This is a genomic window from Sphingobium yanoikuyae (assembly GCF_013001025.1).
Lineage (GTDB): Bacteria > Pseudomonadota > Alphaproteobacteria > Sphingomonadales > Sphingomonadaceae > Sphingobium > Sphingobium yanoikuyae_A.
This window is the reverse complement of sequence record NZ_CP053023.1, coordinates 114,292-125,883: the sequence shown is the minus strand read 5'-3', so window position 1 is coordinate 125,883 and position 11,592 is coordinate 114,292. Positions and strand designations below refer to the sequence as shown.

Genomic DNA, 11,592 nt, shown 5'->3' with positions numbered 1-11,592 from the left:
CATGGCGAAAGGCGGCTTTTTCGACAGCATGCTCTCGGGGCTCTTCGGCGATGCGGCGCGTCCCGATGATGACCGGCCCGCGCTCGGCGTTCCCATGCTGGCGCACTGGCTGCCCTATCGCAGCTACGATCCCAAGACGGGGATCTTCTACAACAGCGCCTCGCGCGGTTTCGTGATCGAGGCCGCTCCAATGGTGGGCGCTGACGAGCGCACCGCGGAGATCATCACGCAGTTCCTGTCCGAAGGCATTCCCGCGCCGGGCTGCATCCAGTTCCATCAGTGGATGAGCCCGCGCGTGGGGGAGGCGCTGAGCAAATGGTATCTGCCGCGCTACGCCGCACGCGGCGTCTACGAACGGATGGCCAAGCACCGGGTCGATTTCCTCAGCGACGGCGTATGGCAGTCGCTCTCGAAGGACGCGCCCTTTTGCCTGCGCCATCACCGCGTGGCGATCTCCTATTCGACGCCCGAGAGTTCGTCGGTGTCCGATGACGACATCGTCTCGGTCATGGAGGGCCTCGTCTCCGCGCTGGCTTCGGTGGGGGTCACCACCCGGCGCATGGATCCGGTCGCGCTGATCGCCTGGATCGACGACATCACCTCACCGACCACGGCTGCCGGCGAGGACGTCGTCAGCTACAATCCCTTCGATCCCATCGCCGACCAGGCCATTCGCCGCGACATCGAGCTCCGGGTCGAACCCGACCGGATGCTGCTGCGCACCGAGCGGTTCCGACCGACCGGCAAGGTCCACGAAGGGGCCCCGGAGATCGGCGAAATCTATCCCGATGTCTTCGACGTGCGCTCCTTCTCGGTGCGCAACCTGCCCAATCGCTGGGCGCCCTGGGACATGGCGAAGCTGGTGGGCGACATGTTCACCGACAAGCTGCGCATGCCGTGCCCGGTCGCGACGAACCTGTGCGTTGAATATCCGGACACCCAAGCCTCGTCGAACAAGGCGAGTTTCAAGTTCATGCGGACGACGAGTCTCGCCGATTCCAAGTCCGCGCGTTTCCTGCCGCAACTGCGCGACCAGAGCCAGGAGTGGCGCTTCGTCAACGACGAGATCCGGCAGGGCCGCAAGCTCGTGCGGGTGTTCTTTTCGGTCACGTCCTTCTCGCCCAAGGGGCGCGGCGACGCCAACGAACGCGTTCTCAAATCTGTCTACCGAGCAGCGGGCTGGGACCTGCTCGACGACCGCTACCTGCAGGTGATGGGCCTGCTCTGCGCCATGCCCATGACGATGGCCAACGGCCTGTCGCGCGATCTCGAGCGGATGAAGCGCATGCGCACGCTGCTTACCACCACCGCCGCCAATCTCGCGCCGCTGCAGGGCGAATATCTGGGCGGCCATGTGCCGCATCTCCTGATGGTGGGACGGCGCGGCCAGCCTTTCTTCTGGTCACCCTTCGAAAACGCGGCGGGCAACCATAATGTCGCGGTCTTCGGCAAATCGGGTTCGGGCAAGTCGGTGGCCTTGCAGGAGCTGTGCGCCTCGCTGTGCGGCGCTGGCGCGAAGGTGGTCGTGATCGACGACGGCCGATCCTTCGAGCATTCGGCCAAATTGCAGGGCGGCGCCTTCGTCGAGTTCACCATGAGCTCTGGCTTCTGCCTCAATCCCTTCTCGATGATCGACGAGGCCCAGGCGGCGGAGGACGAGGACTATCTGCTCGACTGCATGGCGATGCTTAAGGCCATCGTGAACCAGATGTCGCGCCACATCGACCGTCTCAACGATACCGAGCGCGGCCTCATCGATGGCGCGGTCAACACGGTTTGGGAGGCGCACGGCCGAAGAGGATCGATCGACCTTGTGATCGAGGCGCTCGATGCAACCGGCAACGCGCTCGCGCACGATCTCAGTATTGCTATGCGCCCCTTCTCGGCGGCGGGCACCTACGGCCGGTTCTTCCAGGGGGAAGTCAGCTTCGAACTGAAGGCGCAGCTCACCGTCTTCGAGCTCTCGGATCTCTCGGCGCGCGAAGAACTGCGCAGCGTGGTCCTCACCGCCATCATGTTCATGTCGCAGCAGGTGATGCGCAAGGTCGATCGCGCAATCCCCAAGGCACTGCTGCTGGATGAAGCCTGGCAGCTGCTGCGCGGCGGGGCCATGGCCGACTTCATCGAGACCTATGCGCGCACCTGCCGCAAATATGGCGCCTCGCTCGTCACCGCCACGCAGTCGCTCAACGACTATTATAAGTCGGCGGGGTCAATCGCAGCGCTGGAGAACAGCGACTGGTTCGTCATTCTGCAGCAGAAGCCGGAAACGATAGCCGATTTCAAGAAGCATGATCGCTTCGAGATGGACGATTATACCGATGCGCTGCTGCGCTCCTTGAAGCGCAACGGCTTCGAATATTCGGACATCATGATCAAGGGACCCGAGACGCTGGCGGTTGGTCGCCTGGTTCTGGATCCCTATTCGGCCACATTGTTTTCCTCGAGCCCGCAGACCTTCGCCCGGATCGAGGCGCTGATCGGCGAGGGTCTCAGCATGGACGAGGCGATCGAGCGCATCGCCTTTCCCGACAATCCCGAGAAATGGGCGGCGAATGCGGAGAGTGATCCCGACGTCGCAATCGCTGCGGAGTAGGTCCAGTGGCATCCATCCCGAGCGAAGAGACGCTTAAGCCAAGCCCACCGGCGGCGACTACCCCGTGCATCCGGCTCGACTTGCGCACGATCCTCTATTGGTATCTCCACCTTTTCGGCTTCACCCTGTCGTCGCTGCTGATCAGCTGGGGATTGTTCTTCCTCTTCTTCCTGGCGATCGGCGGCTTCTCGATCGACGGCATGATGCACCAGCTGGCCAATATGGCGAGCCGCTACGTCGCCGCGGACCCAGCGCGCATCGCATCGTTCAAGCAGGTGCTGGCCTGCGCGCAGCTTCTCCTGGCCGGCGCGATCATCGTGCTGCGCCGACATCTCATCATTCCGCGTCATGTGTCTGAAGGGAACCGTTCCCATGGCTGAGCAGGCTGAACTCGATCTTCCTCCCGTCCCCGCGCCGTCTGGCAAAGCCACGCGCTCGCGCCGCCGGACCCTATTCGCAGGATTGACCCGCTGGCAGATGCTGGGCGGGCTCCTGCTGCTCGCGGCGCTCGTCTGGGCGATGTGGGTGACCCGGCAGGTGAGTGCCCGGCCCGATCATATCGTCTCGGTCAAGCTCTCCGAACTGGTCGGAGAATATGTCGAGGCGCAGCGCTACTCGGCATCGCCACCTGAGCGGGTCAAGGCCGAGATGCAGGCCTTCATGGCATCGCTCGACAAGGAGCTTGCGCGTCGCAGCGCCCATGGCGACGTCATCCTCGTCGGCGAGGCTGTGCTCAGCAAGAATGTCGATGACATTACGGAAACGGTGAAGAAGGCAGTCTACGCCTCGGGCGTGCCGATACCCAAGCGGATAACGGCCGAGGAGCTGCAGCGCCTGCAGCAAATGAGCCTGCAGGCCGCGCCCGAGATGCCCGTGCCGCAGGATCCGCGGACGGCCGCGCCGGCGAGCGCCGCACAAGCCACTGCCCAACCGGTTCCATCCGTCCTGCCCCCGGCCGTTGGTGCCCAGGGAGCCACCGTGTCGAGCTTTGGAGCGCCCGATGTCGGCCCTGCTCAGTGACAAGGGCGAAACCCCGATGGTGCCGGCGCACCCCGCGCCGGCCTGGCGACCGCGCAAGCATCTCTGGGCGGCGCTGGGGCTCCTGTCGGTCGGCACAGTGGTTCTGGGCGCGATCGCGGATTGGCGCGATCGTCATGCCTTCCTCATCAACACGAGCGAGTCCCTGCCGAACTGGGCGTTCCTCATCGATCGGGGCCGACTGCCGGGCCGCGGTGACTATGTCTTCTTCGACCCGCCCGCGACCGCTCTCGTGCATCGCCATTTCGGAGCGCGGCCCGCTATGTTCGGCAAGCTGGTTTATGGTCTCCCCGGCGATGTCGTTTCCCATAGCGGGAACGACGTCCTGATCGGCGGGCGCATGGTGGCGCGCATGAAGCGAGCCTCGCGCCTGGGCGAGCTGTTGACGCCCGGCGCGACCGGGCCGGTCCCGGCGGGCTGCTATTTTGTCGGGACGCCGCACAAGGACGGGTTCGACAGCCGCTATGCCGACATCGGATTCGTCTGCGCGCGCCAGATTATCGGGACCGGGGAGCCGCTACTATGAGGCGCACCATCCTGCTGGCGGCGACGACCGCATGCCTTGGCGGCACGACCCTGCTTCTCGCCGGCTCCGCCAGCGAGGCGCGCGACTATGGAACGGCAGGGCAGGCCTTTCCGATCATCGAGCCTGACCTGCTCGCGACGATCGAGGCGCGGCTGCGCCGTGCCGAAGCGAGCGGCGAACTGGCGCGAACCAACGCGCTTTTCGCCAAGCGGGTCGAGGCCAAGGTGCGGCGGCCAGATCCCGTGGCCGGTATCTCGCCGGCCCAGGAGACGCGCAGCTGGGATTTCGATCCCTCGGTTCGCATCGACCATGATGTCCGCGACCAGAAGGGAAATATGATCGCAAAGGCGGGTCAGAAGGTGAACCCGCTCGATTTCGTCGGCATTCATCAGGATCTTGTCTTCGTCGATGGGGATAATGCCGAGCAGCTGGCTTGGGCTTGCGGCAAATATAGCGACATGAAGGCGAAGATCATCTTCGTGAAGGGATCGCCGATCGAGGCGATGTCGCAGCGCAAGCGGCGCTTCTATTTCGACCAGGAGGGCAAGCTCACTGGCCGCTTCGGCATCGAGCACACGCCCGCCGTCGTCAGCCAGGCGGGCCGCGTGATGCGGGTCACCGAACATGCGCTCAAGGGGAGGGCGGGCTGATGCCCTTGTGGCTCGACCTCCTGCGCACGCCGATGGCCGCGCCCGAGACAAGCGACCTGCGCCGCATGCGCCGGACGTGGCAGGCGTTGTGCATCCTTCTCGCGCTAGTGGTCGGGGGGGGCGGCCCGCTGCGCCAATGGGTCGGCCGCCCGGCCGTCGCGGCGGTGGCCCTCGCGCTGCTCGTCGGCACGGCGCTCTACACAGCGCTGTATCTGGCTCGCAAGCAGCGCGCTGACACAGCCTATCTCGATCAATTGGGAGAGCGAGAATGACGCGCGGTCTTCGATCCCTGCTCGGCGCTGTGTCGCTTCTCCTGACGCTGGTGCTTTTTGCGGCGCCAGCGCAAGCGGCCGGACCGACCTGCAACGGCAAGTTCGTCAATCCGATCACCGACGTCTGCTGGTCGTGCCTCTTTCCCCTGTCGGTGGGCGGCCTCAAGATCTGGCCGAGCGGCCGGCCCGATACCAGCAATCCCGCCTCGCCGGTCTGCGCCTGCGCGGATCCGTTGCCGCGCATTGGCATTGCCGTCGGTTTCTGGGAGCCGGCTCGCCTGGCCGATGTGACGATGAAGCCGTGGTGCTTCCCCAACCTGGGCGGTATTCGCATCGCCCCCGGGTTCGATATCGGACAGGGCTATCTCGCCGGTCCCTCGATGGTCGGCGGGCGGTCGCAAAGCACGGCCAAGTGGCATGTGCACTGGTATGTGTATCCGCTGCTCTATTGGATGGAGATCCTCACCGACTTCGTCTGCTTCGAGCAGGCGAGCTTCGACATCGCCTATATGACCGAGATCGATCCGCTCTGGCAGGACGATGCCCTCACCACGCTGATCAACCCCGAAGCGATCATCTTCGCCAATCCGATTGCTCAGGCCGCCTGCGCGGGTGACTGCATTGCCGGAACGGTGAACCTACCGCTCGATCCGCTCTTCTGGTGCGCGGGCTGCCAGGGTTCGATGTACCCGCTCAACGGCAATGTCCCGGCCTCGATCGGCCATGTGCAGTCGTCGCGGCTGGCGGTCTCCCGCTTCGCCTACAAGATGCACCGCGAGGCGCTGGCCTGGGGGACGATGGGCTCGAAGGGCCTGTGCAAGAAGTACCTCATGCCGATCATGCGCAAGCAGCAATATCGCTTCCAGATGGTCAATCCGATCCCGACCGTGAGCGGGAGGTTCGCCTGCTCCGCAATCGGGGCTTCCACGATGCCGCCCGATGCGGGTCGCGCCTATCCCGCCGGCGGCGAGGACATGGGCTACCTCGTCTGGCGCAAGCGCAACTGTTGTGTCCTGTAGGGAGGGGTCGATGCGTTTCGCTGCCTGGGGCGTTACCGCCCTGCTTGCTACCGCCGGTGTATCGGCGCTGCTCGCTCAGACCGTCGATGGTCTCGACGTGCAGGCCATCAAGAAGCGCTCGGCCGATCTCGCCGCGGATGCCGAAGCCTTCGTGAACCACGTCAAGGATCGCGGCGACCAGTTCCGCGAGGAAGCCGTCGCGGTGCGTGAAGCCGGCACCGAAAACATGCGGCAGGTCGCGGCCAAGGATCTGCCCAAGGGGCCCGACGGCGCGATCGACTTCGATGAGATCGTGCAAGGCGCCGCCGGCAATGCCAGCGTCAAGAGCGGCGAGGCGCCGCAATTCATCGTCTTCGCCAGTCTCTCGATGCCGCCGCAGTCCCTGAAGCCGCTTATTCGCGATACGGCGCGCGCTGGCGGCGTCGTGGTGTTCCGCGGCTTTCCGAACAATAGCATGAAGGAGTTTTCGGCTCGGCTCGGGCAGATCGTCGAGCGCCAGGACGAATTCGCCAATGTCGGCATCGATCCGCGACTGTTCCGAGCTTTCAATGTGCAGGCGGTCCCGACCTATGTTGCCGTGTCGTCCGATTTCGACCTGTGCGCCGGCTTCTCCTGCCAGACAAAGGTGCCGCCCTATGACCGCATGACGGGCAATGTCACCGTGGAATATGCGCTCAGCAGCTTTGCCGACGGCAATGGTCCGGGCGCCCGGGTCGCCGCCGTTGGCCTCTCGAATATGCGGGCGCAGCGCTGATGCGCCTCGCGATCGCAATCAGTCTGGCGGTCCTGGCCGGGGCCAGCTTCCCCGCACAGGCGCAGACCACGCTGGAGGAAGCGCGCGAGCAGGGAAAGGCGATGGGAACTGCGGCCAAAGCCAATCCGGTCCTGGTGCCCAGCGACAACGCGCAGGCCGAAGCCGTGCCGGGGTTCTCGGGGACAACCCTCCCGCAGGGCAGCTATTTCGATGATCCGGACAAGCTGATCAACGATGCCCAGGCGCTTAAGTCGAGTAGCGAGCAGTATCAGATCACGACCGACAGCAGCCATGTGCGCCCGACCTTCAGCAATGCCGAGATTCTTTCGACGACCAATCGCGCGACCACCATTGAGGAGGATCCCTCCACCTATCTGGCGGGCGAGGCTTATGGCGGGACGAGCGGAAGCTGCACCGCGCTTCCGCCCGGATCGGGCACGAGCGGCTATTATGAAGCGAGTTGCAACGCGGGCGCCAAGGTAACGACCAACGCCCGCAGCTGCACCGTCAATCTGGATGTGCGCACCGATAAGCGGACGATCTACACCTATTATACCGGCCGTTTGAGTTTCCTGCCGAGCGATGGCGGCCCCTATCCGGCCCGTGCCGCGTTCGACGATGAAATCGCCTCGGGGGTCTGCTGGGAAAGCCGACCCATCGACTATTGCGACAACATGGCGGCCTATGGCTACACGGCGGCCGACACCTGCAAGAGCCTGGGCCACACGGCCGTTGAGGTGAAGTGCAGCGCTGAAGCGCAAGGGATTACGGAGGGCGCCTATCACCCTGGCACGGTGATTTCGACCGGCAACTACTGGCTGACCAGGCAGGAGGAACCGGCGGTTCCCGTCATCACCCGCAACGAGGGTCTCTGCGCAGCCTATGCCAGCGACAGCAACTGCACGCTGGAATCGGAGATCTGCACGGCAAGCGATCCGGTTACCCGGATCGTCGATGGTGTCCCTGTCACGCAGCCGTGCTGGGCGTGGCAGCGCAGCTACCAGTGCCACACCATTTCGTCGGCTAACGACTGCTCAGAACTGGAAGCCAATGGCAGTTGCACCTACCAACGCACCGAATGCTTGGACGAGGATCCTGACGGCGGACCCTGCAAGGTCCAGGAGAAGATCTATCGTTGCCCGACGGCGTCGGGCACCTCGGCCGACGCCCCACAATATATCTGCGGCGATGACGTCTATTGCATCAACGGCGACTGCGAGCCGATCGAACGGCAGGCCTCGACCGAATTCAAGGATGCGCTGGTGGCGCTGCACTCGATCGACCAGGCCGGCAAGGAGTTCGACGAGACCAATTACCGGGTCTTTTCTGGCGTACGCGAGACTTGTCACAAGCCGGTATTTGGCCTCATCAACTGCTGTGCCGGCAAGGTTTCGGGATTGGTGCCGGTAGCGGCGGGCGCCGCCGCTCTGGCCGGCGGGCCGGCCGCGATCGCGGCCTTCGCCACGCCGTTCCTCGTCTTGTTCGCCTGTTCTCAGGACGAGATGAGGCTCGATATCAAGGACCGGATGGGCTTTTGCCACAATCTGGGCACCTACTGCTCATCGAGTTTCCTGGGCATCTGCAAGACCAAGCGCACGGCCTATTGTTGCTTTGAAAGCAAGCTTTCGCGGATTCTCCAGGAGCAGGGCCGCGTGCAGTTGGGAAAGCCCTGGGGGGCGCCCAAGAAGGAGCAGTGCCAGGGTTTCACGATCGAGGAGTTCGCCTCGCTCGACCTCTCGGTGATGGATTTCACCGAAATCTATTCGGACTTCCTGGATGCAGCAAAGCTTCCCGACGAAGTCCAGACGATGACGGACATTCAGTCGAAGATACAGGATTACTATGATCTCCACGGCAAATGATCCGGGGCTACCCCGCGATGCCGGGGACGAAAGCGCGATGACGGTTCTCGAGCTGTCGATCTTCGTCTGCGCCTTCCGCGCCCGCACGCCCATCCGAGCAAGCGAGATCTTCGCGGTCATGCATGGCTGGTTCGGCGACATGCCCGCCGATCAGGTCGCGCTGCTGGTCCCCGGCATGGTGAGCCGTGGCTGGCTGACGCCGGTCGGCGAGGCCGTGAAGGCGAGCGAGCAGGGCCGCCGCGCAGCGCGACCGCTCGTGGAGGGAATTATCCGGATGCTCGATCAAGGCACCCGGCTCATCGACGTGGCGCTGATGATGTCGGTGCTGCGCCTTACCAGGGGAGAACTGGACAATGGCCCTGCCGATAATTGATTCCGTCATCTTCGCCTTGGTGCTGACGCTGACAGGCCCAGGCGCACAGCCGCCGCCCGAGCCTGCGACGGCGAGAAGTTCGCCGTGCCGCGCAGCGAGGGACGCCGGCCCGTCCGATTGCTGCGTCCACCCCCGGGCGCTCGACCTGACCGCCGCCCGCCCTTCCGCGCCTCACTTTGCCGCTGCGCCACAGCCGCAGGAAAGGATCCCGAGCCATGTCGAAGTTCACTAGGATTTGCGCAGTGGTTCTGGCGCTGATGCCCATGACTGTTAACGCGCAGGAGGCCGGGGCAAGCCGCGACACGATCGACGGGCAATCGCCCGACGACTTCTATTGTGGCGAGCGCCGCCTGGGGCAATGGTTCTATTGCTCGAAACCCAAGCCGCGCGAGACCCGCCCAGCGTCGCCGCAGGCGCCCGAGCCATCGGCTGCCGAACGCATGGCCGCGATCGCAAAGGAGCTCGATGAGCTCAAGGCCCGCGCGATCCTTGACCCCTCCGAAGAGAATGTCATCGCCTATGTGCGCTTCCAGCGCGAGCAGCTCGACCGGGCCTCGACTTTCGCGGATACGTGGCAGCGCGCTCTCTGGCAGCATCCCGACATCGACTACACGCTGCAACGCCCGGTTTCGACGGTCGGCAAACGAGCCTGGCTCGACAATCGCAAGGCGGATCGGGATGCCGTCCTGACGAGCCTCAGCCAGCGCTACGGGCTCTTCTATTTCTATGCGCAAAGCTGCGGCGCCTGCGAGCTCTTCGCGCCGATCCTGCGCTCGGTCGCCGACAGCCATCGGATGGCGGTCATGGCGATTTCGATGGACGGCGGCCCAAACAAGGAATTTCCCAACTATGTCGTCGACACGGGCCAGCGTGCCCGCATGGGACTGACCGGCAACGAGACGCCGGCGCTGGTCCTGTTCGACACCCAGACGAAGCGGACGATCCCGGTCGGGTACGGCATCCTCAGCGCCGATGAGATCATGGACCGGATCTTCATGCTCACCAACACCAAGGTGGGGAGTGACTACTGATGGCACGCAAGAGTTCCGGACGGGCACGGGCGGCGATCCGGCGCCTCGGTCATGGCGCCGCCTTATTGGCGGCATCGCATTTCGCGCTGGTGGGCGTTGCCCATGCCGATGTGGCGGGCCAGATGAACAGCTTCTTCAACGACGCGGGCGGTGCGGCCAATGTGACGGGCCCAAGCGCCTTCCAGGGCCAGTCGGCCGGCTACTATTCGATGGGCAATGTCTGGACGCGCTTCCCGCAAAAGTCGGTGTCGCCGTTCAACCTGCAGTTGCCAAGCGCTCGAGCAGGCTGCGGCGGCATCGACCTCTTTTCGGGGTCCTTCTCATTCATCAACGCCTCCGAGATCGTGGCGATGCTCAAGGCCACCGCCAACAATGCGCTCGGCTTTGCTTTCAAGCTCGCGATTGACTCCGTCTCTCCGGAAATCGGCAAGGTGATGGACGAGTTCAGCCAGAAGGCTCAGCTCCTCAACCAGATGAACATCTCGAGCTGCGAGACCGCGCAGGCGCTGGTTGGCGGCATCTGGCCGCAGATGGACACCACCCGCTCGACCATTTGCGAAGCCATCGGCAACAGCCAGGGCATATTCTCGGACTGGGCCGCCTCACGGCAGGGCTGCAACAACGGCAACCAGCGCGATAACACGATCGCCGGAAACAGCGATGCGTCGATGAAGGACCAACTTGTTGGCGAGCCGCATAACTATACCTGGGAGGCCTTGAAGAAGGCAGGCAAGTTCGGCGCCTTCGACCAGAGCTTCTCCGAATTCATCATGACCCTGGTGGGTACGGTAATCACGAAGCCGTCGGACGATCCGAGTGTCGGCGGCAAGGTCGTGATGATCGGCCCGGCCGAAGACGCCGTGGTGACCGCGCTTCTGGATGGTACGGCCGATGCGCCGCCGGTGAAGCTCCTCAAATGCAATGACGAAAACTGCTACGAGGTCGGCGCGCAGACGCTGTCGGTGCCAGCATCGTCCGCGTTGCGTCCCCGGATCGAAGCGCTGATCCAGTCGATGAACGACAAGATCCGCAGCGATACGCCACTCGATGCCGCGGAAAAGCAGCTTCTGAACATCGCGACGGTGCCGATCTTCAAGATCCTGAGCGTCCAGGCTTATGCGCATTATTCGCTGTCGCCCGGCGAGATCCAGGCAATGTCGGAAATCGTCGCGGTCGACCTGCTCACCGCTATGCTCGACAATATGATGGACCGGGTCGAGCAAAGCCAGGTCCACTACCAGACCTTCGACCAGGCTACCGCGGCCCAGTGGAAGGCGCAGATCGCCGCGGCTCGGGCCAAATACGCGCAGCGCGACGTCAAGCTCAACAACAAGCTGCAGGTCACGATGCAGCTCATCAATCGCAGCATGATGCTGGAGTCCACCCTGCAGAATTCGATGACGCCGGGCATGGCTTCGGCGCTGACCTTCTCGCGCGGGCTGAGCTCGCAGGGGCTGAACTGAAGCCGGGG

Annotated in this window: 12 protein-coding genes; all 12 read left to right on the top strand. The window is 64.1% G+C overall.

Translation table 11 applies throughout. The features are described 5' to 3' along the window. The first annotated feature begins 1 nt into the window (after nt 1). The 12 genes from traC to HH800_RS27640 all read left to right on the top strand — a co-directional run bounded on the left by traC (nt 2) and on the right by HH800_RS27640 (nt 11,584). Nucleotides 2–2,596, top strand: coding sequence for a type IV secretion system protein TraC (gene traC, locus HH800_RS27695; RefSeq protein WP_066701727.1), 2,595 nt, complete (start codon nt 2–4; stop codon nt 2,594–2,596). 5 nt (nt 2,597–2,601) lie between these two features. Continuing rightward, on the top strand, nt 2,602–2,976 hold the full coding sequence (locus HH800_RS27690) for a hypothetical protein (protein WP_036528777.1): 375 nt from the start codon (nt 2,602–2,604) through the stop codon (nt 2,974–2,976). Continuing rightward, nucleotides 2,969–3,616, top strand: a complete 648-nt coding sequence (locus HH800_RS27685; RefSeq protein WP_036528775.1) for a TrbI F-type domain-containing protein — start codon at nt 2,969–2,971, stop codon at nt 3,614–3,616. Before HH800_RS27690 ends, HH800_RS27685 begins: the two co-directional genes overlap by 8 nt. Beyond that, on the top strand, nt 3,597–4,160 hold the full coding sequence (locus HH800_RS27680; RefSeq protein ID WP_232037466.1) for a S26 family signal peptidase: 564 nt from the start codon (nt 3,597–3,599) through the stop codon (nt 4,158–4,160). The genes HH800_RS27685 and HH800_RS27680 overlap by 20 nt, the downstream gene beginning before the upstream one ends. Next, complete coding sequence (gene traW / locus HH800_RS27675; protein ID WP_066701729.1) at nt 4,157–4,810, top strand: type-F conjugative transfer system protein TraW; 654 nt, start codon at nt 4,157–4,159, stop codon at nt 4,808–4,810. Before HH800_RS27680 ends, traW begins: the two co-directional genes overlap by 4 nt. Continuing rightward, entirely contained in the window at nt 4,810–5,082 is a 273-nt protein-coding gene (locus tag HH800_RS27670) for a hypothetical protein (protein ID WP_169863516.1), read from the top strand. The genes traW and HH800_RS27670 overlap by 1 nt, the downstream gene beginning before the upstream one ends. Then, nucleotides 5,079–6,101, top strand: coding sequence for a conjugal transfer pilus assembly protein TraU (gene traU / locus HH800_RS27665; protein WP_066701734.1), 1,023 nt, complete (start codon nt 5,079–5,081; stop codon nt 6,099–6,101). The genes HH800_RS27670 and traU overlap by 4 nt, the downstream gene beginning before the upstream one ends. A 10-nt stretch (nt 6,102–6,111) precedes the next feature. Then, complete coding sequence (trbC, locus tag HH800_RS27660) at nt 6,112–6,855, top strand: type-F conjugative transfer system pilin assembly protein TrbC (protein ID WP_036528769.1); 744 nt, start codon at nt 6,112–6,114, stop codon at nt 6,853–6,855. Beyond that, nucleotides 6,855–8,717, top strand: a complete 1,863-nt coding sequence (locus tag HH800_RS27655) for a conjugal transfer protein TraN (RefSeq protein WP_066701736.1) — start codon at nt 6,855–6,857, stop codon at nt 8,715–8,717. Before trbC ends, HH800_RS27655 begins: the two co-directional genes overlap by 1 nt. Beyond that, nucleotides 8,698–9,090 carry a hypothetical protein gene (locus HH800_RS27650; protein ID WP_232037464.1) on the top strand — a complete coding sequence of 131 codons (393 nt, stop codon included), beginning with the start codon at nt 8,698–8,700 and terminating at the stop codon, nt 9,088–9,090. Before HH800_RS27655 ends, HH800_RS27650 begins: the two co-directional genes overlap by 20 nt. 215 nt (nt 9,091–9,305) lie before the next feature. Continuing rightward, a complete protein-coding gene (locus HH800_RS27645) occupies nt 9,306–10,121 on the top strand; it encodes a conjugal transfer protein TraF (protein WP_066701737.1) in 816 nt (271 codons plus the stop codon). Further along, a complete protein-coding gene (locus HH800_RS27640) occupies nt 10,121–11,584 on the top strand; it encodes a conjugal transfer protein TraH (protein WP_066701739.1) in 1,464 nt (487 codons plus the stop codon). The genes HH800_RS27645 and HH800_RS27640 overlap by 1 nt, the downstream gene beginning before the upstream one ends. The last annotated feature ends 8 nt before the right edge of the window (nt 11,585–11,592 follow it).